Here is a 22,515-nt window from a genome sequence, read left to right as displayed (position 1 = left end):
GTTATACTCTTATTGTTTCAAGAAAGCGCGTTCGAGAAATAATTCGTTCAAATATATAGGAGTTTTGTATGTCTCAAAACAAACAAGATAAAGGATTTCGTTTTTCTATTCGTAAACGTAGCGTTGGAGTATGTGGTGTTGCCATTGCAACATTTTTGCTAGGTTCTGGCCTTGTATTTCAAACAAATGTAGTAAAAGCAACAGAACCAAGCGTTGCTGCAGTTGCTGGTGAAAATATTGCTGCTCATAAGTCTGCAAGTCAGAGTTCGACTTATTATGATGCAGATGCTTCTAGAGCGGTTGACGGTAATCGAGATAATAACTACAGACATCACTCAGTTACTCATACAAATTTTCAAGATCATTCTTGGTGGAAAGTTGATCTAGCAAAAGAAGAAGGTGTGGGAACTGTTCGTATTTACAATCGTGGAGATGGGGATGTAGCAAATCGTTTATCTAATTTTGATGTTATTTTGTTAGATAAAGATGGTAAGGAAGTAACTCGTCAACATGTCGATAGCTTAAACAATCAACCAACAATTGATGTTCAATTCTCAGGAGTTAATGCACGATATGTAAAAATTGAATTAAATAAATCTAAAACTCCTCTTAGTTTGGCAGAAGTTGAAGTATATCGTGCTGTAAAAGAAGAAAAAGTAGTAGCAGATAAGAAAACAGAAAACCAAGTTAAAACAGAAAGTAAAGCTAAAAAAGATTATACTGCAGAGCTAAATAACTATTTATTTGGTTTAAATTACGATAAACTAAATATTTTGACTAGAAAAGGCGAAGCATTAGAAAATTACACTAATACAAGCACAAAGCAACAAGGAAATGAATTTGTGGTTGTGGAAAAAGTGAAGAAAAACCTTTCTAATGGTTCTGCAGATGTTGCTATTAATGGTAACGGAGATATCTTCTTAGGTGCTTTATTTAAAGCAAATCAAGACCTTCTAGAAAACAAACCACAACAAATTAGTTTAGATCGTAGCAAAGGTAGAATCAGTGTTGATTTACCTGGAATGGTAGGCGGAGATAGCTATGTAGATGCTAATCCAACTGCAAGTGGTATGCAGGAAGGTGTGAATACCTTGTTAAATCGTTGGCATGAAAAATATGCTGCGAAAAATCCTGCTCCAGCACGTATGCAGTACGAATCAACTTCTGCTTACAGCATGAATCAATTGAAAGCAAAATTCGGAAGTGATTTTGAAAAAGTCGGTGTTAATTTGAAAATTGACTTTGAGGCTGTGAACAAGGGTGAAAAACAAGTTGAAGTTGTTGATTTTAAACAAATTTACTATACTGCTAACTTTGATGCTCCAAAAAATCCATCAGATGTATTTGCTCCAGGAGTAACGGTTGATCAATTGAAAGCACGTGGAATTGATGACAAAACACCTCCTGTATACGTGTCAAGCGTTTCATACGGACGTCAAATGTATGTCAAATTTGAAACAACAAGCAAGAGTACAGAGTTGAAAGCAGCAATTAATGCTGTCATCAAAGGGGTGCCTATTAAACCAGAATCTGAATGGGCACGTGTTTTGAAGAATACAACTGTAACAGTTTCAATCGTAGGTGGAAATGCTGATGGTGCTGCACGTGTTGTGACAGGTACAGTAGAAGATTTGAAGAAATTGATTCAAGAAGGAGCTACTTTCAGTACACAAAACCCTGCTGTTCCAATTTCTTATAAGACTGCATTCTTGAAAGATAATCAAGTAGCCACAATTCAAAGCAATACAGACTACATTGAAACTAAAGTGACTTCATATAAAAATGGTTACCTCAAATTACACCATAAGGGAGCTTATATCGCTCGTTACTATGTTTACTGGGATGAAGTAACTTATGATAAGGATGGAGTTGAAAGCATTCGCTCACGTCAATGGGAAGATAATGGTAAAAACAGAACAGCTGGTTTCCAAACTGAACTTCAATTTAGAGGAAATGTGCGCAATATTCGCGTGAAGATTCAAGAAAAAACAGGTCTTGTTTGGGAACCATGGCGTACAGTTTATAATCGCACAGACCTTCCTCTTGTTCAAAAACGTACCATTGTTAACTCAGGTACAACACTAAGACCAAAATACGATGAAAAAGTTGAAAATAACTAATTTTTCACTTGTAAAAGGAATCAGTTCTAAGAGCTGGTTCTTTTTCTTTCTAATACTCCTCCGTAATCAAAAATCAACAAAGACAGTCAATTATTTCTTATCAATCCATTGATTAGCATTCCAGTTTATCCTATCTACTTTTTGACTTTTGTATGTTTCCCTAAAAATGGAGTTTTAGGTCAGCCTTTTGAAGAAAAATTATTAATGGGGTGAAAATTGGTAAATCTGAGCATAATTTCTTGTAAAAAATTCTAAAATCCTTTAAAATAAAAGAGTTGGAGGAATTTATGAATGTAAATCAGATTGTACGGATTATTCCTACTTTAAAAGTTAATAATAGAAAATTAAATGAAACATTTTATATAGGAACCCTTGGCATGAAGGCCTTATTAGAAGAGTCAGCCTTTCTGTCACTAGGTGATCAAACAGGTTTAGAAAAGCTGGTTTTAGAAGAAGCTCCAAGTATGCGCACTCGTAAGGTAGAGGGAAGAAAAAAACTGGCTAGATTGATTGTCAAGGTGGAAAATCCCTTAGAAATCGAGGCCTTATTAGCTAAAACAGATTCGATTCATCAATTATATAAAGGTCAAAATGGCTACGCTTTTGAGATTTTTTCACCCGAAAATGATTTGATTTTGATTCATGCAGAAGATGACAGAGCAAGTCTAGTAGAAGTAGAAGAAAAGCCTAGATTTCAAACAGATCTGGAGTCAATTTCTTTAAGTAAATTTGAGATTTCTATGGAATTACATTTCCCAACCGATATCGAAAGTTTCTTGGAAGTATCTGAAATTGGAGCGTCACTTGATTTTATCCCAGCTCAGGGTCAAGATTTGACTGTGGACAATACGGCTACTTGGGATTTATCTATGATCAAGTTCTTGGTCAATGAACTAGATATAGCAAGTCTTCGCCAGAAGTTTGAGTCTACCGAATATTTTATTCCTAAGTCTGAAAAATTCTTCCTTGGTAAAGATAGAAATAATGTTGAATTGTGGTTTGAAGAAGTATGAAGTGGACCAAGATTATTAAAAAAATAGAAGAACAAATCGAGGCAGGGATTTATCCTGGAGCCTCTTTTGCGTATTTTAAGGACCATCAATGGACGGAGTTTTATTTAGGCCAGAGTGACCCAGAGCATGGCTTGCAGACTGAGGCAGGACTCGTTTATGACCTAGCTAGTGTCAGCAAGGTTGTTGGAGTTGGCACCGTTTTTACTTTTTTGTGGGAAAAAGGTCAATTAGATATTGACAGACCGGTAACAGATTTTTTAGCTGAGAGTGATTATCCAGACATCACTATTCGCCAGCTCTTGACTCACGCAACATATCTTGATCCTTTTATTCCCAATCGTGATCTTTTAACAGCACCTGAATTAAAGGAAGCGATGTTTCATCTTAAGAGACGAAGTCAACCAGCCTTTCTTTATTCGGATGTCCATTTTTTACTTTTGGGTTTTGTTTTGGAAAGAATCTTTAATCAAGACTTGGATGTGATTTTACAAGAACAAGTTTTGAAACCTTGGGGAATGACGGAAACCAAGTTTGGCCCTGTTGAGCTTGCTGTTCCAACCGTCAGAGGTGTCGAGGCAGGTCTGGTACATGATCCCAAGGCTCGCCTCCTGGGCAGACATGCAGGGAGTGCTGGTTTGTTTTCGACTGTAAAGGATTTACAAATCTTTTTAGAACACTATTTAGCAGATGATTTTGCAAGAGACTTGAGTCAAAATTTTTCTCCTTTGGATGACAAGGAACGTTCTTTGGCATGGAATTTGGAAGGAGATTGGCTAGACCATACGGGCTATACAGGTACCTTTATCATGTGGAATCGCCAGAAGCAAGAAGCGGCTATTTTTCTATCGAATCGTACCTATGAAAAGGATGAGAGGGCTCAATGGATTTTAGACCGCAATCAAGTGATGGACTTGATTCGCAAAGAAGAGTAAGGAGAGACATGTCAAATAGTTTAAAAGGGACTTTATTAACAGTTGTGGCTGGGATTGCTTGGGGTTTGTCAGGAACGAGTGGCCAATACCTGATGGCGCACGGAATTTCGGCTCTGGTTTTGACCAACTTACGTCTTTTAATAGCTGGTGGAATTCTCATGCTCTTGGCTTATGCTACTGCAAAGGATAGAATGCTGGCCTTTTTAAAGGATAGAAAAAGTTTGTTGTCTCTTCTCATTTTTGCTCTAATTGGCCTCTTCCTCAATCAATTTGCTTATCTAACTGCTATTCAGGAGACCAATGCAGGTACCGCGACAGTGCTTCAGTATGTTTGTCCTGTTGGAATTTTGATTTATAGCTGTATCAAGGATAAGGTGGCGCCTACACTGGGAGAGATTGTTTCTATCATATTAGCCATCGGAGGAACCTTCCTGATCGCCACTCATGGGCAGTTGAACCAGTTATCCATGACACCTGCAGGTCTGTTCTGGGGTCTCTTTTCTGCTCTGACTTACGCCCTGTATATCATTTTGCCCATAGCCTTGATTAAGAAGTGGGGGAGCAGTTTGGTCATTGGTGTGGGAATGGTCATAGCAGGTTTGGTCGCCCTTCCTTTTACAGGGGTTCTACAGACTGCTATCCCAACTAGTCTTGATTTTCTCCTTGCTTTTGCAGGCATTATCCTTATCGGGACTGTCTTTGCCTATACAGCCTTTCTAAAAGGAGCCAGTTTGATAGGACCGGTCAAGTCAAGCTTGTTGGCTTCAATTGAGCCAATTTCAGCGGTTTTCTTTGCTTTCCTAATTATGAATGAACAATTTTATCCTATTGATTTTCTTGGCATGGCAATGATATTGTTTGCTGTAACCCTGATTTCGTTGAAAGATTTACTCTTAGAAAAATAAAAAGACTCTTTGTCCGTGACAGAGAGTTTTTGCATAGTATTTTATACTCAATGAAAATCAAAGAGCAAACTAGGAAACTAGCCGCAGGCTGTACTTGAGTACGGCAAGGCGACGTTGAAGCGGTTTGAATTTGATTTTCGAAGAGTATTAATTGTTTTCAAGATAAAATTCAAAGCGTTCGCCTACATACTGACTTTTTACGTATTCAAAAGCTGTCCCGTCTTCTAGGTAGGAAACCTGAGTCAGCCCAAGAATAGCATGTCCTTTTTCAACTTCCAAATAGTGAGCGATTTTTTCCTTAGCAAGGCGAGCATAGATGGTCTGTTGTGATTTGCCGATACGATAGCCATGTTTTTGTAGAGTCTGGAAGAAATGACTAGTAATTTCTTCTTTTTTAAAGTCCTTAATGAATTTTTCAGGAATAGAAGCAACTTCATAAACCAGAGGGACTTGGTCGGCATAGCGGACCCGTTCCATTCGGATAATATTCTCCGTTGGAGAAATTCCTAGCTTGGCAACTTCCTGCTCATTGGGAATAGTTTTTCTGTAGGAAATGAGTTGGCTAGAGGGAACTTTACCTTGGGACTTAACAATTTCAGTAAAACTGGTTGTCCCTCTCATCTTTTCTTGTACTCGAGTACTGGAAACAAAGGTGCCGCTTCCTACACGACGCTCTAAAACGCCTTCTTCGACTAATAGAGATACGGCTTGGCGGAGGGTCATGCGACTGACTGCAAACTGCTCTGCTAAATCTCGTTCACTGGGAAGTCTCTCACCAATGGCCCAACGATGTTCGTCAATATCCTTTTTAATCTGATCATGGATTTTCATATAAGCAGGTAGCATATTTTTCACTTCATTTCTATCTTTTCTCTATTGTACCTCAATAAACTAGAAAAAGTCAATCTTCGCCTTGTTTAGTTGGTAATTCGCCCTTATTTGTGATAGAATATTGAAAAAAGATATTTCTTTTGAGAAAGGAAAAAGATGAGCAACATTTCAACTGATTTGCAAGATGTAGAAAAAATCATCGTATTGGACTATGGTAGCCAGTACAACCAGCTGATTTCACGCCGTATCCGTGAGATTGGTGTTTTTTCAGAACTAAAAAGCCATAAAATTTCAGCTGCTGAAGTTCGTGAAATCAATCCTGTGGGAATCATCCTTTCAGGTGGTCCAAACTCTGTATATGAAGATGGTTCATTCGATATTGACCCAGAAATCTTCGAACTCGGAATTCCTATTTTGGGAATTTGTTACGGTATGCAGTTATTGACCCATAAACTTGGAGGAAAAGTTGTCCCTGCAGGTGATGCTGGAAATCGTGAATACGGTCAATCAACCCTAACTCACACACCATCAGCTCTTTTTGAATCAACACCTGATGAACAAACTGTATTGATGAGCCATGGTGATGCAGTTACTGAAATTCCTTCTGACTTTGTTCGTACAGGTACATCAGCTGACTGCCCATATGCAGCCATTGAAAACCCAGATAAGCACATTTACGGTATCCAATTCCACCCAGAAGTTCGTCATTCTGTATACGGAAATGATATCCTTCGTAACTTTGCCCTTAACATCTGTAAGGCTAAAGGCGACTGGTCAATGGATAACTTCATTGATATGCAGATCCAAAAAATTCGTGAAACTGTTGGTGATAAACGTGTCCTTCTTGGCCTTTCAGGTGGGGTTGACTCATCTGTCGTTGGGGTTCTTCTCCAAAAAGCGATTGGCGATCAATTGATCTGTATTTTCGTAGACCACGGTCTTCTTCGTAAAGGAGAAGCTGACCAAGTTATGGATATGCTTGGTGGGAAGTTTGGTTTGAATATCGTCAAAGCAGACGCTGCTAAACGTTTCCTTGATAAACTTGCTGGCGTTTCTGACCCAGAACAAAAACGTAAAATCATCGGTAACGAGTTTGTCTATGTCTTCGATGACGAAGCAAGCAAGCTCAAAAATGTGAAATTCCTTGCTCAAGGTACCTTATACACAGACGTTATCGAGTCTGGTACAGATACAGCTCAAACTATCAAGTCACACCACAACGTGGGTGGTCTTCCAGAAGACATGCAGTTTGAATTGATAGAACCACTCAACACTCTTTACAAGGACGAAGTTCGTGCCCTTGGTACAGAGCTTGGTATGCCAGACCATATCGTATGGCGCCAACCATTCCCAGGCCCAGGTCTTGCTATCCGTGTCATGGGAGAAATCACTGAAGAGAAACTAGAAACCGTTCGTGAATCAGACGCTATCCTTCGTGAGGAAATTGCTAAAGCAGGTCTTGACCGCGATATCTGGCAATACTTCACAGTGAACACAGGCGTTCGTTCAGTCGGTGTTATGGGTGACGGTCGTACATATGACTACACGATTGCAATCCGTGCCATCACCTCTATCGATGGTATGACAGCTGATTTCGCTAAAATTCCTTGGGATGTCCTTCAAAAAATCTCAGTACGTATCGTAAATGAAGTGGAACATGTTAACCGTATCGTCTACGACATTACAAGTAAACCACCTGCAACAGTTGAGTGGGAATAGTCATTTAAGGACTATCTTATATAGTTTAATTAGCCAGTATTTTTGGATACTGGTTTTTGCTTTATCTGTTTTTTTTGATTACTTGTTTCAACTACTAAAAGATTAGAATTGTCAAAACAATCTGTCTAGGCTTGATTTTATCCCTTATTTACTATAAAATGAGAAGGAAAAACGTCAAACTTTTATATTGCAAATAGGAGAAAACATGACAAAAACATTAAAACGTCCTGAGGTTTTATCACCTGCAGGGACTTTAGAGAAGTTAAAAGTAGCTGTTCAGTATGGGGCAGATGCTGTCTTTATCGGTGGTCAGGCCTATGGTCTTCGTAGCCGTGCCGGAAACTTTACTTTCGAACAGATGGAAGAAGGTGTCCAGTTTGCGGCCAAGTATGGTGCTAAGGTTTATGTGGCTGCCAACATGGTTATGCACGAAGGAAATGAGGCTGGTGCTGGTGAGTGGTTCCGTAAATTACGTGATATCGGAATCGCGGCAGTTATCGTGTCTGACCCAGCCTTGATTATGATTGCAGCGACTGAAGCGCCTGGTCTTGAAATCCACCTCTCTACCCAAGCAAGTGCGACTAACTATGAAACTCTTGAGTTCTGGAAAGAACTGGGCTTAACACGTGTCGTTTTGGCGCGTGAGGTTTCAATGGAAGAATTAGCTGAAATCCGCAAACGTACAGACGTTGAGATTGAAGCTTTCGTCCACGGAGCCATGTGTATTTCTTACTCTGGTCGTTGTACTCTTTCTAACCACATGAGTATGCGTGATGCCAACCGTGGTGGATGTTCTCAGTCTTGCCGTTGGAAGTACGACCTTTACGATATGCCTTTTGGGAAAGAACGTAAGAGCCTTAAGGGAGAGATTCCTGAAGAATTTTCAATGTCAGCCGTAGATATGTCTATGATTGACCATATTCCAGATATGATTGAAAATGGTGTGGACAGTCTAAAAATTGAAGGACGTATGAAGTCTATTCACTACGTATCAACAGTAACCAACTGCTACAAGGCAGCTGTTGATGCTTATCTAGAAAGTCCAGAGAAGTTTGAAGCTATCAAGCAAGACTTGATTGATGAGATGTGGAAGGTTGCCCAACGTGAATTGGCAACAGGTTTCTACTACGGTACACCATCTGAAAATGAACAGTTATTTGGTGCTCGTCGTAAAATTCCTGAGTACAAGTTTGTCGCTGAAGTGGTTTCTTATGATGATGCGACACAAACAGCAACCATTCGTCAACGGAATGTCATTAACGAAGGAGACCAAGTAGAGTTTTATGGTCCAGGTTTCCGTCACTTTGAAACTTATATCGAAGATTTGCATGATGCCAAAGGCAATAAAATCGACCGCGCTCCAAATCCGATGGAACTCTTGACAATCAAAGTCCCACAACCTGTTCAAGCTGGAGACATGGTTCGAGCTCTAAAAGAAGGCCTTATCAATCTTTATAAGGAAGATGGAACCAGCGTCACAGTTCGTGCTTAATAAACATGTAGGAGACGAAAGTTTTCTAGCTACTTTCCCTTTAATCCTACTTACTAAAGAACATTAGGTTAAAGAAAATATATTAATTTCCATCCGAGATTTCATCTCGGATTTTTTCAATATTTTTCAGAAATGTCTAGATAATGGTCGGATTTATTACAAGTTTTTTACAAAGTTTTCTATATAATAGGCTTAAAAATAGTAAAATTGTAAATAATTTTCATTAAACGCTTTCAATGTTAGTAAAAAGTTGACAAATCCAATTTTTAGGACTAAACTAAGTAAGTAAATTTTAATTAAAAGGAGAATTCGTCATGAATTTAACATTTTTCGGTCTATGTCTTGCCTGTATGGGTGTGTCTCTTGGTGAGGGTATGTTGATGAATGGTTTGTTGAAATCAGTAGCTCGCCAACCAGATATTATCGCTGAGTTTCGTAGCTTGATGTTTTTAGGGGTTGCCTTTATTGAAGGAACTTTCTTCGTAACTCTTGTCTTCTCATTTATTATTAAATAACGAAATATAAATTGGAGAAGGGAGAATGTTAGATGGAAGAAAGTATCAATCCAACCATCAATATTGGTCCTGTTACCTTTGATTTAACTTTGACAGCCTTGACTTTGCTGTCTGTGTTTCTGATTTTTGCATTTATCTATTGGGCAAGTCGTAATATGACCTTGAAACCCAAAGGTAAACAAAATGTACTAGAGTATCTCTATGATTTTGTAATTGGATTTACAGAACCTAACCTTGGTTCCCACTACATGAAAGATTACTCACTCTTTTACTTATGTTTATTTCTTTTTATGGTCATCGCCAATAATCTTGGTTTGATGGCTAAACTTCAAACAACAGATGGGACAAACCTTTGGACATCGCCAACTGCAAATCTTTCATTTGACCTTGTCTTGTCTTTCTGTATTATTGTGATGGCGCACATTGAGGGGATTCGTCGTCGTGGGATTAAACAATACCTAAAAGGTTTTGTAACTCCTGCATTTATGACACCGATGAATCTACTTGAAGAAGTCACGAATTTCCTTTCTCTTGCTTTGCGGATTTTTGGGAATATCTTTGCAGGTGAAGTAATGACAAGCTTGCTTCTCTTACTTTCACATCAGGCTATTTTTTGGTATCCAATCGCATTTGGGACAAACTTAGTTTGGACTGCATTTTCCGTGTTCATTTCTTGTGTACAGGCCTATGTCTTTACACTATTATCCTCTATGTACCTAGGAAATAAAATTAATGATGAAGAGTAGAAAGGAGTAACTGATGCACGTAACAGTAGGTGAATTAATTGGTAATTTTATTTTAATCGCTGGCTCTTTTATCCTTTTGCTAGTCTTGATTAAAAAATTTGCATGGTCTAATATTACAGGCATTTTCGAAGAAAGAGCTGAAAAAATTGCTTCAGATATTGACAGAGCTGAAGAAGCACGTCAAAAAGCAGAAGTATTGGCTCAAAAACGCGAAGATGAATTGGCTGGTAGCCGTAAAGAAGCTAAGACAATCATTGAGAATGCGAAAGAAACAGCTGAGAAAAGTAAGGCTAGTATTTTAGCAGATGCTAAACTAGAAGCAGGACGCTTAAAAGAAAAAGCAAACCAAGAAATTGCTCAAAACAAAGCTGAAGCTTTACAAAGCGTTAAGGGTGAGGTAGCAGATTTGACAATCAGCTTGGCTGGTAAAATCATCTCACAAAACCTTGACGGTCATGCCCATAAAGAACTCATTGATCAGTATATCGATCAGTTAGGAGAAGCTTAATGGACAAGAAAACAGTAAAGGTAATTGAAAAATACAGCATGCCTTTTGTCCAATTGGTTTTAGAAAAAGGAGAAGAAGACCGTATCTTTTCAGACTTAGCTCAAATCAAGCAAGTTGCTGAAGAAACAGGTTTACCTTCTTTTTTAAAAAAAGTGGCAGTAGACGAGTCTGACAAGGAAAAAACGATTGCGTTCTTCCAAGATTCAGTGTCGACTTTATTGCAAAACTTTATCCAGGTTCTTATCTACAATCACAGAGCAAATCTTTTTTATGATATTCTTGTAGATTGCTTGAACCGACTTGAAAAAGAAACAAATCGATTTGAAGTGACGATTACGTCAGCTCATCCTTTAACTGATGAACAGAAGAATCGCTTGCTCCCTTTGATTGAGAAAAAAATGTCTCTCAAAGTAAGGAGTGTAAAAGAACAAATCGATGAAAGTCTTATTGGTGGTTTTGTCATTTTTGCCAATCACAAGACAATTGATGTGAGTATTAAACAACAACTTAAAGTTGTTAAAGAAAATTTGAAATAGAAAGTGGTGTTCTTTTGGCAATTAACGCACAAGAAATCAGCGCTTTAATTAAGCAACAAATTGAAAATTTCAAACCCAATTTTGATGTGACTGAAACAGGTGTTGTAACCTATATCGGGGACGGTATCGCGCGTGCTCACGGCCTTGAAAATGCCATGAGTGGAGAGTTGTTGATTTTTGAAAACGGCTCTTATGGTATGGCTCAAAACTTGGAGTCAACAGATGTTGGTATTATCATCCTGGGTGACTTTACTGATATCCGTGAAGGCGATACAATCCGCCGTACAGGTAAAATCATGGAAGTCCCAGTAGGTGAAAGTCTGATTGGTCGTGTTGTGGACCCACTTGGTCGTCCAGTTGACGGTCTTGGAGAAATCCACACTAATAAAACTCGTCCAGTAGAAGCGCCAGCTCCTGGTGTTATGCAACGTAAGTCTGTATCAGAACCATTGCAAACTGGTTTGAAAGCTATTGACGCCCTTGTACCGATTGGTCGTGGTCAACGTGAGTTGATTATCGGTGACCGTCAGACAGGGAAAACAACCATTGCGATTGATACAATCTTGAACCAAAAAGGTCAAGATATGATCTGTATCTATGTTGCGATTGGACAAAAAGAATCAACAGTTCGTACGCAAGTAGAAACACTACGTCAGTACGGTGCCTTGGACTACACAATCGTTGTGACAGCCTCTGCTTCACAACCATCTCCATTGCTTTTCCTAGCTCCTTATGCTGGGGTTGCCATGGCAGAAGAATTTATGTACCAAGGTAAGCATGTTTTGATCGTTTATGATGATCTTTCAAAACAAGCGGTAGCTTATCGTGAACTGTCTCTCTTGCTTCGTCGTCCTCCAGGTCGTGAAGCTTTCCCAGGGGATGTTTTCTACCTTCACAGCCGTCTGCTTGAGCGCTCAGCTAAAGTTTCTGATGAACTTGGTGGTGGATCGATTACAGCCCTACCGTTTATCGAGACACAAGCAGGAGATATCTCTGCCTATATCGCAACCAACGTGATTTCAATCACTGATGGACAAATCTTCCTTGGTGATGGTCTCTTCAATGCGGGTATTCGTCCAGCCATTGATGCGGGTTCATCTGTATCACGTGTAGGTGGTTCTGCACAAATTAAAGCCATGAAAAAGGTTGCTGGTACACTTCGTATCGACCTTGCTTCATACCGTGAGTTGGAAGCCTTCACTAAGTTTGGTTCTGACTTGGATGCGGCAACACAGGCTAAGTTGAACCGTGGACGTCGTACAGTTGAAGTCTTGAAACAACCTGTTCACAAACCATTACCTGTTGAGAAACAAGTAACCATTCTCTATGCTTTGACACATGGTTTCTTGGATACTGTTCCAGTAGATGATATTGTTCGTTTCGAGGAAGAGTTCCATGCCTTCTTTGATGCTCAACATCCAGAGATTTTGGAAACCATTCGTGATACAAAAGACTTGCCAGAAGAAGCAGTCTTGGATGCTGCGATTACAGAGTTTCTCAATCAAACCAGCTTCCAATAAGAATAGAGGTGTCAGATGGCAGTATCTCTAAATGATATTAAAACAAAAATCGCCTCAACAAAAAATACTAGTCAAATCACTAATGCCATGCAGATGGTATCAGCTGCTAAGCTAGGTCGTTCTGAAGAAGCTGCTCGCAATTTCCAAGTTTATGCTCAGAAAGTTCGTAAACTGTTGACGGATATTCTTCATGGGAATGGAGCTGGTAGTTCAACTAATCCGATGTTGATTAGCCGTCCAGTTAAGAAGACAGGCTATATCGTCATTACTTCAGACCGCGGTTTGGTTGGAGGTTATAATTCTTCTATTCTGAAAGCCGTTATGGAGCTGAAAGAAGAATACCATCCAGACGGTAAAGGTTTTGAAATGATCTGTATTGGTGGAATGGGAGCTGATTTCTTTAAGGCTCGTGGTATTCAACCACTTTATGAACTACGTGGCTTGGCAGATCAACCAAGCTTTGATGAAGTCCGTAAGATTATTTCAAAAACTGTTGAAATGTACCAAAATGAACTTTTTGATGAACTCTATGTCTGCTACAACCACCATGTCAACACACTAACCAGTCAAATGCGTGTGGAACAAATGCTTCCGATTGTTGACTTGGATCCCAATGAAGCGGATGAAGACTACAGCTTGACTTTTGAATTGGAGACAGGCCGAGAAGAAATTTTGGAGCAGTTATTGCCTCAGTTTGCAGAAAGTATGATTTACGGGGCTATTATCGATGCCAAGACAGCTGAAAATGCTGCTGGTATGACAGCCATGCAAACAGCGACAGATAATGCTAAGAAAGTCATTAATGATTTGACAATTCAGTATAACCGTGCCAGACAGGCGGCGATTACACAAGAAATTACAGAAATTGTAGCAGGAGCTAGTGCCTTAGAATAGGCACTAGTCCAGCTCGTATGAAAATGAACTTAGGACCTAGTTTAGCTAGGAACCGACAGTATCTTATATAGAATAGGAGAAGGAGATGAGTTCAGGTAAAATTGCTCAGGTTATCGGTCCCGTTGTAGACGTCTTGTTTGCAGCAGGGGAAAAACTTCCTGAGATTAACAATGCACTTGTCGTCTACAAAAATGACGAAAGAAAAACAAAAATCGTCCTTGAAGTAGCCTTGGAGTTGGGAGATGGTATGGTCCGTACTATCGCCATGGAATCAACAGATGGGTTGACTCGTGGAATGGAAGTATTGGACACAGGTCGTCCAATCTCTGTACCAGTAGGTAAAGAAACTTTGGGACGTGTCTTCAACGTTTTGGGAGATACCATTGACTTGGAAGCTCCTTTTACAGAAGATGCAGAGCGTCAGCCAATTCATAAAAAAGCTCCAACTTTTGATGAATTGTCTACCTCTTCTGAAATCCTTGAAACAGGGATTAAGGTTATCGACCTTCTTGCCCCTTATCTAAAAGGTGGTAAAGTTGGACTTTTCGGTGGTGCCGGAGTTGGTAAAACTGTCTTGATTCAAGAATTGATTCACAACATTGCCCAAGAACACGGTGGTATTTCAGTATTTACTGGTGTTGGGGAACGTACTCGTGAGGGGAACGATCTTTACTGGGAAATGAAAGAATCAGGTGTTATCGAGAAAACAGCCATGGTATTTGGTCAGATGAATGAGCCACCAGGAGCACGTATGCGTGTTGCCCTTACTGGTTTGACAATCGCTGAATACTTCCGTGATGTAGAAGGCCAAGACGTGCTTCTCTTTATCGATAATATCTTCCGTTTCACTCAGGCTGGTTCAGAAGTATCTGCCCTTTTGGGTCGTATGCCATCAGCCGTTGGTTACCAACCAACACTTGCTACGGAAATGGGTCAATTGCAAGAGCGTATTACATCAACTAAGAAGGGTTCTGTAACCTCTATCCAAGCTATCTATGTGCCAGCGGATGACTATACTGACCCTGCGCCAGCAACAGCCTTCGCTCACTTGGATTCTACTACAAACTTGGAACGTAAGTTGGTACAATTGGGTATTTATCCAGCCGTTGACCCACTTGCTTCAAGCTCACGTGCCTTGGCACCTGAAATCGTTGGAGAAGAGCACTATGCAGTTGCTGCAGAAGTAAAACGTGTCCTTCAACGTTACCATGAGTTGCAAGATATCATTGCTATCCTTGGTATGGATGAGCTTTCTGATGAAGAAAAGACCTTGGTGGCTCGTGCCCGTCGTATCCAGTTCTTCTTGTCACAAAACTTCAACGTTGCGGAACAATTTACTGGTCAGCCAGGTTCTTATGTTCCAGTTGCTGAAACTGTTCGTGGCTTTAAGGAAATCCTTGATGGTAAACATGACCACTTGCCAGAAGATGCCTTCCGTGGTGTAGGTTCTATCGAAGATGTGATTGCAAAAGCTGAAAAAATGGGATTTTAAGAGGTGATCTATGGCTCAGTTAACTGTCCAGATCGTGACACCAGATGGTCTCGTCTATGATCACCATGCCAGCTATGTATCGGTTCGAACTCTGGATGGTGAGATGGGGATCTTGCCACGACATGAAAATATGATTGCGGTTTTAGCAGTTGATGAAGTAAAGGTAAAACGTATTGATGATGAAGATCACGTGAACTGGATTGCAGTAAACGGAGGCGTTATTGAAATTGCCAATAATACCATCACAATCGTTGCGGATTCTGCAGAACGTGCTCGTGATATCGATATCAGTCGTGCTGAACGTGCCAAACTTCGAGCGGAGCGTGAAATTGAAGAAGCACAAGATAAAAACTTGATTGACCAAGAACGTCGTGCGAAGATTGCACTACAACGTGCTATTAACCGTATTAATGTCGGAAAAAGACTATAAGAAAAAATGAACTTGAGTTACCAAGTTCATTTTTTATGTTTTCTTAAGGGGCAAAAGTGATGCAGACTGCTTCTGGTACATGGAAGTTGTTAGAAAGTTCTGCTAGACGACCAGTTTCAGGGTTGCGTTTAAAGACAGTTGCATTGTCAGAGTCTTGATGGACAGCAATGACAAATTCTTGGTCTGGTGTCAAATCAAAATCACGTGGAGTCTGACCATGTGTCGGAACGATTTCTAACAACTCTAAACTACCGTCCGCAATGATTGTATATACTGCGATAGAATCATGGCCACGGTTAGAAGCGTAGAGGTATTTACCGTCTTTAGAGAGACGAATAGCAGCAGTACCATTAAAACCTTCGTAACCTTCTGGTAGAGTTGAAATAACTTGCATGCGTTCAAATTCGCCAACACCATCGTAGATTAGAACTTCAATAGTGCTATTGAGTTCACAAATGAGATAAGCGATTTTATAGTGGTTATGGAAAACGATATGGCGTGAGCCTGATCCTGGCTGGCTGTGATAGGTATAGAGTTTAGATAATTTCCCTTTTCGATCAAGGTCATAAGTGATGACTTGGTCAGTACCCAAATCACAGGTCACTAGATAGTGGTCAGGTGTTAAATCTGTATAGTGAACGTGGGGAGAAGCTTGATTTTCATGTGGACCTTGGCCACTGTGTTGATCCACATCACTAAGTAGAAGACTACCGTCTTTCTGACGTTTATAAACAAGGACCTGTCCTTTATGGTAGTTGGCTGCATAGACCAAATCACGCTTTTCATCAACAGCAACATAACAGTGGGGAGCTCCTTCTTCAACGACATGATTTAATAAAGTCCCGTCAGTTTGATAGGCTGCAATTCCTCCCTTATCGTCTTGACTACCAACAGTGTATAAATGTTGGTGCTGGTCAAAGGCAAGGTAGGTTGGGCTTGGTTCAGCTGCAAAAAGTTCTAGATTTGAAAGCTGACCAGTTTCTGTATCAAAGTCTGCCTTGTAAATCCCTTGAGAAGTACGACGTGTATAAGTTCCAAAATAAACAGTTTCTTTCATAACTTTACCTCTATATAAAGATAAGACTATTATATCACAAAAACAAGTCAATTAAAGACATCCAATTAGATGTAAGCACTTTAAAAAAATAATTGATTGGTTTTTTGAAAAATATAATAATATTGAGATTGTTTTCCTTACTTTTCTTCTTAAAAGTGCTATAATGAATCTATCAAATTATCAAAGGAGTTTGACTATGAAAAAACGAGTTTTTTTAGCGACTGGAATTGCCGTTTTGTCTACTGCCGTTCTAGCAGCGTGTTCATCTGGTAATGGTAATAAGGATGCTACTAAGCCAGTGACTTATGCTTATGTGTTTACATCAGATCCTGTTACTTTGGATTATACAGTTTCTGGAAATGTCAGCACTAAACAGGTCACAGGTAACGTTATTGACGGTTTGCTTGAAAATGACCAATATGGGAATCTTGTTCCATCAGTTGCAGAAGATTGGACTGTTTCCAAAGATGGTTTGACCTATACCTATAAAATCCGTCAGGGTATCAAATGGTATACCAATGAGGGGGAAGAGTATGGTGAAGTCAAGGCTCAAGACTTTGTGACTGGTCTGAAACACGCAGCAGATAAGAAATCACAGGCTCTTTATCTCGTACAGGATTCTATCAAAGGATTGGATGACTATGTAAATGGGAAAACAACAGATTTTTCTAGTGTTGGGGTAAAAGCAACTGACGATTATACTGTAGTCTATACTTTGAATCATCCAGAATCTTTCTGGAATTCAAAAACAACAATGGGAGTCCTTGCACCAGTTAATGAAGACTTTTTAGCTTCTAAAGGAGATGACTTTGGTAAACCAACGGATGTAACGAGCATTCTATACAATGGGGCTTTCCTTCTTAAGGGACTTACCTCTAAATCTTCTATCGAAATGACTAAAAACCAAAACTACTGGGATAAGCAGAATGTCTTTATTGATGATATCAAGTTATCCTTCTTTGATGGTCAAGATGCAGACTCCCTAGGACGAGGTTTTGATGAGGGACATTATCCAGCTGCTCCACTCTTTAAGAACTCCGCCAACTATGAACGTCTAAAAGAAAAATACAAGGATAATATTGTGTACGGCCAACAAAGAGGTAGTGTCTTCTATATGTCTACTAATATTGATCGTGTGTCATACAATCATACTGCTAAAACAAGTGATGCAGAAAAATCATCTACAAAAAAAGCTTTGTTAAATAAAGAATTCCGTCAAGCTTTGGCATTTGCTGCAGATCGTAAAGCAGCTGTTTCTCAGGTGTTTGGAGATGAAGTAGCGCCTCGTAAACTACGTACAAGTTTCACTCCTCCAACATTTGTACAACTAGGAGATCAAACATTTGGTCAAGTTACTAAGACAGAATTGGATAAATTGGATAATGTCTGGAAAGATGTCAGTCTTGATGATGCCCAAGATTCACTTCATAATGTAGACAAGGCTAAAACTAAGTTTGAAGCTGCTAAGAAAACTCTTCAAGCCGATGGAGCCCAGTTCCCAATTCATTTAGATCTTCCAGTTTCATCTACTCAGACAGATTTTATTCATCAAGCTCAGTCTTATAAGCAATCCATTGAAGAAGCGCTGGGTTCTGAAAATGTAGTTGTTGACATTCAGCAGGTTTCTGATGATGAATTGGGAAGCATGACTGTTCTAGCGACATCAAATAATAATGTTGATTGGGACATTAATGTTAATAGTGGTTGGAGTCCAGATTATGCAGATCCATCAACCTATCTAGATATATTTGATCCAACTTCAGGTCCAAGTCTCCTAAGCTCTCTTGGTGTAGCACCAGGAACAGACAATTCAGTCATTAAAACAGTTGGATTGGATAAATACAAAGAATTGATTGATGATGCAAATAGTGAAAAAATAGATCTGCAAAAACGTTATTCTAAATATGCTAAGGCGCAAGCTTGGTTAACAGATAGTGCTCTAGTTATTCCTGTACACTCAGACGGTGCCCAAATGTTAGTAACGAAGAAAGTATTAGGTAGTGGTGCTGATGGTTGGGTTGGTGACAAAACAGGGGAAAACAGTTATAAATATCTTAAACTCCAAGATAAGATTGTCACTACTAAAGAAATGGATGAGTTCCGCAAGAAATTTGCTGATGAAAAAGCCAAATCCAATGCTGATTATCAGAAGAACTTAGACCGTCATATTCAAGACTAATCAAATCTCCTCTTTTGAGGGGATTTTTTATGTCGCTGTCTCTATGTAAGCACTTTAAAAAAGAGTTATTTTGGTCTAAAAATGGTATAATGAAAGGACGATAGAAAGGAATTATTTATGGAACAAAAAGAGAAACATTTTAGCCTGTCTTGGTTTTTCAAGTGGTTTTTGGATAACAAGGCAATTACGGTATTTTTGGTAACCTTATTGTTGGGACTGAATCTTTTTATTTTAAGTAAGATTAGTTTTCTATTTTCACCTGTTTTGGACTTTTTGGCAGTTGTGATGTTACCAGTCATTCTATCTGGTTTGCTATATTATTTACTGAATCCCATTGTTGATTGGATGGAGAAACACAAAATTAATCGTGTTATAGCTATCACTATTGTCTTTGTCATCATCGCTCTCTTTATCATTTGGGGCTTGGCAGTAGCGATTCCAAATCTGCAACGTCAGGTCTTAACATTTGCAAGAAATGTACCAATCTACCTTGAAGATGCTGATCGGGTTATTGATGATTTGGTCACCAAGCGTTTGCCAGATGATTTCAGGCCTCAGTTAGAGCAAGTTTTGACAAACTTCTCTAGTCAGGCTACAGTTTGGGCAAGTAAGGTTTCTTCTCAGGCGGTCAACTGGGTAAGCGCCTTTATTAGCGGTGCATCTCAAGTGATTGTTGCCTTGATTATCGTTCCTTTCATGCTCTTTTATCTCTTACGTGATGGGAAAGGCCTGCGTCACTATTTGACCCAATTCATGCCAACGAAATTGAAAGAACCTGTTGGACAAGTTTTATCAGATGTGAATCAGCAGTTGTCCAACTATGTTCGAGGGCAAGTGACAGTGGCTATTATTGTAGCAGTAATGTTTATCATCTTCTTCAAGATCATTGGTCTACGCTATGCGGTTACGCTGGGTGTTACTGCTGGTATCTTAAATCTGGTTCCTTATCTTGGTAGTTTCCTAGCCATGCTTCCTGCCCTAGTATTGGGCTTGATTGCTGGTCCAGTCATGCTTTTGAAAGTAGTGATTGTCTTTATCGTAGAACAAACTATTGAAGGCCGTTTTGTCTCTCCATTGATTTTGGGAAGTCAATTAAACATCCATCCCATTAATGTTCTCTTTGTCTTGTTGACTTCAGGATCCATGTTTGGCATCTGGGGAGTCTTGCTCGGTATTCCGGTTTATGCCTCTGCAAAGGTTGTCATTTCAGCGATTTTTGAATGGTATAAGGTAGTTAGTGGCCTATATGAACTAGAAGGAGAGGAAGCTAAGAGTGAACAATAGTCAACAGATGTTACAGGCTTTGGAGGAGCAAGATTTAGTTAAGGCAGAGCACTATTTCGTTAAAGCTTTAGAAAATGATCCAAGTGACCTTCTGTATGAATTAGCGACTTATCTAGAAGGAATTGGTTTCTATCCTCAGGCCAAGGAAATTTACCTGAAAATCATAGAGGATTTTCCAGAGGTTAATCTTAATCTAGCAGCTATTGCTAGCGAGGATGGTCAAATCGAAGAAGCCTTTGCTTATCTTGAGGAAATCCAAGCTGACAGTGACTGGTATATTTCGGCTTTGGCTCTGAAGGCAGACCTTTACCAGTTGGAAGGTTTGACAGATGTAGCGCGTGAGAAATTGCTGGAAGCCTTGAGCTACTCAGAGGATCCTCTCTTGATATTGGGCTTAGCAGAGTTGGATAGTGAGTTGGAAAATTACCAAGAAGCTATTCAAGGCTATGCCCAGTTAGATAATCGCTCGATTTATGAACAAACGGGTATTTCTACCTATCAACGAATTGGCTTTGCCTATGCCCAGTTAGGGAAATTTGAAACGGCTACAGAGTTTTTAGAAAAAGCCCTGGAGTTAGAATATGATGATTTAACAGCTTTTGAGTTAGCCAGTCTTTACTTTGATCAAGAAGAATATCAAAAAGCTGTTCTCTACTTTAAGCAACTTGATACCATTTCACCTGATTTTGAAGGCTATGAGTATGGTTACAGTCAGGCCTTACATAAGGAACATCAAGTTCAAGAAGCTCTGCGTATTGCTAAGCAAGGCTTGGAGAAAAATCCCTTTGAAACTCGCCTCTTACTGGCTGCTTCACAATTCTCTTATGAATTGCATGATGCTAGTGGAGCAGAGAACTACCTCCTTACTGCTAAAGAAGATGCTGAGGATACGGAAGAAATCTTACTCCGTCTTGCAACTATTTTTCTAGAGCAGGAGCGTTATGAGGATATTCTAGACTTGCAAAGTGAGGAGCCAGAAAATCTCTTGACCAAGTGGATGATTGCTCGTTCCTATCAAGAAATGGACGATTTGGATACTGCCTATGAGCTTTACCAAGAGTTGGCAGGAGATTTAAAGGACAATCCAGAGTTTCTGGAACACTATATCTATCTCTTGCGTGAATTGGGCTACTTTGAGGAAGCCAAAGTCAATGCACAAGCTTACTTAAAACTGGTTCCAGATGATGTGCAAATGCAAGAATTGTTTGAGACATTGTAAGAATCCATTAGTTACAGAAAACTGCAAGTTATGACTCTAGAGGATAATTGCGGTTTTTTGTTTTAAAAAGTACCATTTTTAACTAATACTCAATGAAAATCAAAGGGCAAACTAGGAAACTAGCCGCAGGCTGTACTTGAGTACGGCAAGGCGACGTTGACGTGGTTTGAATTTGATTTTCGAAGAGTATAATATATTCTCTTGAAAAAAGTTATAACTAGGACTATAATATAAAATTATGAGTGATAGAGGAGGGAAATAATGCTTGATACGATAGCTCTACTGATTGAAGTCCGACACATTATTCTCATTTTATTGTCTTGTTTTTCTGGTTTTATTATTGGCTATGAAAGAAAATCTAAGCACAAGTAGGCTGGGAGAAAGACTCATATTTTGGTTGCCTTAACTGCAACTTTAATGATGATTTTATCAAAAGAAGCTTTCTTGGATACGCCTAATTATGATACTTCTAGGGTTGCGGCCCAAATTGTCAGTGGAATTAGTTTCATTGGTGGCGGTATTATTTTCATGAGGGATAAAAAATTAGCGGTATCACCACAGCAGCCGGTATTTGGGCAACTGCAGGGATTGGAATGGCGATTGGAGCAGGTTTTGCTTTTCTAGGCTTATTTTGTAGTCTAATTGTTGTCTCTGTTCAGAAAAGTAGCTCCAAATTTTTGAAAAGCGATACCCATTATCATATCAGAATGACTGGATTTGTAACCAATAAACCTTCAATAGATACCTTGAATATTCTCATTGAACAGAAGGGATTTTACAATCTAAATATTGACATGGATAGGAATAAAAGTGGTTATAATCTTACGATTAGAGCAAATCACGATAAATCCATTTCTTACAAAAATATGGCTGAGGTTTTATGGCAATGTGACGACAATTTTTATATAAATCAGGTTAAGATTGTTTCATTAGAAAGATAGAGTTTTGTTTTCATAGCAAAACTCTTATGGGTGAATGGGGAAAGATACTTCTTATTCCCTATACTATGTATCAGTAGGAATTGACATAAAAGCATCAGATTAGCTCAGATAACATAATGAGCTGGGAATATCTTGAAAACAAAGATTAGTTTATATGTTTTGGAATCGTTTTCTGTCACAAT

The 22,515-nt window shown here is 39.3% G+C and carries 19 protein-coding genes and 1 pseudogene; 18 read left to right on the top strand and 2 right to left on the bottom strand.

What is annotated here, in order from left to right; translation table 11 throughout:
* Positions 1-68 precede the first annotated feature (68 nt).
* The 4 genes from QS39_RS08635 (at position 69) to QS39_RS08620 (ending at position 4,970) form a co-directional block, all read left to right on the top strand.
* Positions 69-2,120 (top strand): thiol-activated cytolysin family protein, encoded by a 2,052-nt coding sequence (locus QS39_RS08635; RefSeq protein ID WP_077805246.1) that lies wholly within the window; start codon positions 69-71, stop codon positions 2,118-2,120.
* 287 nt (positions 2,121-2,407) lie between these two features.
* The gene (locus QS39_RS08630) at positions 2,408-3,133 is read left to right on the top strand and encodes a CppA N-terminal domain-containing protein (protein ID WP_077805245.1); all 726 of its coding nucleotides are present in this window, start codon (positions 2,408-2,410) and stop codon (positions 3,131-3,133) included.
* Complete coding sequence (locus QS39_RS08625) at positions 3,130-4,065, top strand: serine hydrolase domain-containing protein (protein WP_077805244.1); 936 nt, start codon at positions 3,130-3,132, stop codon at positions 4,063-4,065. The genes QS39_RS08630 and QS39_RS08625 overlap by 4 nt, the downstream gene beginning before the upstream one ends.
* Positions 4,066-4,073: 8 nt before the next feature.
* A complete protein-coding gene (locus tag QS39_RS08620) occupies positions 4,074-4,970 on the top strand; it encodes a DMT family transporter (RefSeq protein ID WP_077805243.1) in 897 nt (298 codons plus the stop codon).
* 147 nt (positions 4,971-5,117) lie between these two features.
* On the opposite strand, the gene QS39_RS08610 is transcribed toward QS39_RS08620, so the two are convergent.
* A complete protein-coding gene (locus QS39_RS08610; RefSeq protein ID WP_000936191.1) occupies positions 5,118-5,816 on the bottom strand; it encodes a GntR family transcriptional regulator in 699 nt (232 codons plus the stop codon).
* Between the two features lie 141 nt (positions 5,817-5,957).
* On the opposite strand from QS39_RS08610, the gene guaA reads away from it, so the two are divergent.
* The 10 genes from guaA to QS39_RS08560 all read left to right on the top strand — a co-directional run bounded on the left by guaA (position 5,958) and on the right by QS39_RS08560 (position 15,653).
* Positions 5,958-7,520, top strand: coding sequence for a glutamine-hydrolyzing GMP synthase (guaA, locus tag QS39_RS08605; RefSeq protein ID WP_077805241.1), 1,563 nt, complete (start codon positions 5,958-5,960; stop codon positions 7,518-7,520).
* A 205-nt stretch (positions 7,521-7,725) separates the two neighbouring features.
* Positions 7,726-9,012 (top strand): peptidase U32 family protein, encoded by a 1,287-nt coding sequence (locus QS39_RS08600; RefSeq protein ID WP_000169065.1) that lies wholly within the window; start codon positions 7,726-7,728, stop codon positions 9,010-9,012.
* A 314-nt stretch (positions 9,013-9,326) separates the two neighbouring features.
* A complete protein-coding gene (locus tag QS39_RS08595; RefSeq protein ID WP_001054559.1) occupies positions 9,327-9,527 on the top strand; it encodes a F0F1 ATP synthase subunit C in 201 nt (66 codons plus the stop codon).
* Between the two features lie 32 nt (positions 9,528-9,559).
* Positions 9,560-10,273: a F0F1 ATP synthase subunit A gene (gene atpB / locus QS39_RS08590; RefSeq protein ID WP_000392863.1), complete on the top strand. Its 714-nt coding sequence runs from the start codon at positions 9,560-9,562 to the stop codon at positions 10,271-10,273.
* A 13-nt stretch (positions 10,274-10,286) separates the two neighbouring features.
* Complete coding sequence (gene atpF, locus QS39_RS08585; RefSeq protein WP_000558549.1) at positions 10,287-10,781, top strand: F0F1 ATP synthase subunit B; 495 nt, start codon at positions 10,287-10,289, stop codon at positions 10,779-10,781.
* Positions 10,781-11,317, top strand: coding sequence for a F0F1 ATP synthase subunit delta (locus tag QS39_RS08580; RefSeq protein WP_077805240.1), 537 nt, complete (start codon positions 10,781-10,783; stop codon positions 11,315-11,317). Before atpF ends, QS39_RS08580 begins: the two co-directional genes overlap by 1 nt.
* A gap of 14 nt (positions 11,318-11,331) precedes the next feature.
* Positions 11,332-12,837 (top strand): F0F1 ATP synthase subunit alpha, encoded by a 1,506-nt coding sequence (gene atpA, locus QS39_RS08575; RefSeq protein ID WP_077805239.1) that lies wholly within the window; start codon positions 11,332-11,334, stop codon positions 12,835-12,837.
* Between the two features lie 15 nt (positions 12,838-12,852).
* On the top strand, positions 12,853-13,731 hold the full coding sequence (locus QS39_RS08570) for a F0F1 ATP synthase subunit gamma (RefSeq protein ID WP_033677394.1): 879 nt from the start codon (positions 12,853-12,855) through the stop codon (positions 13,729-13,731).
* A gap of 85 nt (positions 13,732-13,816) precedes the next feature.
* Positions 13,817-15,223 carry a F0F1 ATP synthase subunit beta gene (gene atpD, locus QS39_RS08565; RefSeq protein WP_000094357.1) on the top strand — a complete coding sequence of 469 codons (1,407 nt, stop codon included), beginning with the start codon at positions 13,817-13,819 and terminating at the stop codon, positions 15,221-15,223.
* Positions 15,224-15,233: 10 nt separating this feature from the next.
* Positions 15,234-15,653 (top strand): F0F1 ATP synthase subunit epsilon, encoded by a 420-nt coding sequence (locus QS39_RS08560; protein ID WP_000068043.1) that lies wholly within the window; start codon positions 15,234-15,236, stop codon positions 15,651-15,653.
* Positions 15,654-15,696: 43 nt separating this feature from the next.
* Here the strand turns inward: QS39_RS08560 and QS39_RS08555 are convergent, their stop codons facing one another.
* Positions 15,697-16,710 (bottom strand): lactonase family protein, encoded by a 1,014-nt coding sequence (locus tag QS39_RS08555; RefSeq protein ID WP_077805238.1) that lies wholly within the window; start codon positions 16,708-16,710, stop codon positions 15,697-15,699.
* Between the two features lie 196 nt (positions 16,711-16,906).
* On the opposite strand from QS39_RS08555, the gene QS39_RS08550 reads away from it, so the two are divergent.
* The 4 genes and pseudogenes from QS39_RS08550 (at position 16,907) to QS39_RS08535 (ending at position 22,333) form a co-directional block, all read left to right on the top strand.
* Entirely contained in the window at positions 16,907-18,889 is a 1,983-nt protein-coding gene (locus QS39_RS08550) for a peptide ABC transporter substrate-binding protein (RefSeq protein WP_077805237.1), read from the top strand.
* Between the two features lie 117 nt (positions 18,890-19,006).
* Complete coding sequence (locus tag QS39_RS08545) at positions 19,007-20,173, top strand: AI-2E family transporter (RefSeq protein ID WP_077805236.1); 1,167 nt, start codon at positions 19,007-19,009, stop codon at positions 20,171-20,173.
* On the top strand, positions 20,163-21,392 hold the full coding sequence (locus QS39_RS08540; RefSeq protein WP_180375024.1) for a tetratricopeptide repeat protein: 1,230 nt from the start codon (positions 20,163-20,165) through the stop codon (positions 21,390-21,392). The genes QS39_RS08545 and QS39_RS08540 overlap by 11 nt, the downstream gene beginning before the upstream one ends.
* Positions 21,393-21,809: 417 nt before the next feature.
* Positions 21,810-22,333: pseudogene (locus QS39_RS08535) on the top strand (MgtC/SapB family protein).
* The last annotated feature ends 182 nt before the right edge of the window (positions 22,334-22,515 follow it).

It is taken from the genome of Streptococcus mitis (assembly GCF_002005545.1).
Taxonomy (GTDB): Bacteria; Bacillota; Bacilli; order Lactobacillales; family Streptococcaceae; genus Streptococcus; species Streptococcus mitis_I.
This window is presented reverse-complemented; position numbering and strand designations above follow the sequence as displayed.

Bases quoted from the DNA above. Each gene is read 5' to 3' on its own strand.
- QS39_RS08635 (WP_077805246.1), top strand. From the start codon at position 69: ATGTCTCAAAACAAACAAGATAAAGGATTTCGTTTTTCTATTCGTAAA.
- QS39_RS08630 (WP_077805245.1), top strand. From the start codon at position 2,408: ATGAATGTAAATCAGATTGTACGGATTATTCCTACTTTAAAAGTTAAT.
- QS39_RS08625 (WP_077805244.1), top strand. From the start codon at position 3,130: ATGAAGTGGACCAAGATTATTAAAAAAATAGAAGAACAAATCGAGGCA.
- QS39_RS08620 (WP_077805243.1), top strand. From the start codon at position 4,074: ATGTCAAATAGTTTAAAAGGGACTTTATTAACAGTTGTGGCTGGGATT.
- QS39_RS08610 (WP_000936191.1), bottom strand. From the start codon at position 5,816: ATGCTACCTGCTTATATGAAAATCCATGATCAGATTAAAAAGGATATT.
- guaA (WP_077805241.1), top strand. From the start codon at position 5,958: ATGAGCAACATTTCAACTGATTTGCAAGATGTAGAAAAAATCATCGTA.
- QS39_RS08600 (WP_000169065.1), top strand. From the start codon at position 7,726: ATGACAAAAACATTAAAACGTCCTGAGGTTTTATCACCTGCAGGGACT.
- QS39_RS08595 (WP_001054559.1), top strand. From the start codon at position 9,327: ATGAATTTAACATTTTTCGGTCTATGTCTTGCCTGTATGGGTGTGTCT.
- atpB (WP_000392863.1), top strand. From the start codon at position 9,560: ATGGAAGAAAGTATCAATCCAACCATCAATATTGGTCCTGTTACCTTT.
- atpF (WP_000558549.1), top strand. From the start codon at position 10,287: ATGCACGTAACAGTAGGTGAATTAATTGGTAATTTTATTTTAATCGCT.
- QS39_RS08580 (WP_077805240.1), top strand. From the start codon at position 10,781: ATGGACAAGAAAACAGTAAAGGTAATTGAAAAATACAGCATGCCTTTT.
- QS39_RS08570 (WP_033677394.1), top strand. From the start codon at position 12,853: ATGGCAGTATCTCTAAATGATATTAAAACAAAAATCGCCTCAACAAAA.
- atpD (WP_000094357.1), top strand. From the start codon at position 13,817: ATGAGTTCAGGTAAAATTGCTCAGGTTATCGGTCCCGTTGTAGACGTC.
- QS39_RS08560 (WP_000068043.1), top strand. From the start codon at position 15,234: ATGGCTCAGTTAACTGTCCAGATCGTGACACCAGATGGTCTCGTCTAT.
- QS39_RS08555 (WP_077805238.1), bottom strand. From the start codon at position 16,710: ATGAAAGAAACTGTTTATTTTGGAACTTATACACGTCGTACTTCTCAA.
- QS39_RS08550 (WP_077805237.1), top strand. From the start codon at position 16,907: ATGAAAAAACGAGTTTTTTTAGCGACTGGAATTGCCGTTTTGTCTACT.
- QS39_RS08545 (WP_077805236.1), top strand. From the start codon at position 19,007: ATGGAACAAAAAGAGAAACATTTTAGCCTGTCTTGGTTTTTCAAGTGG.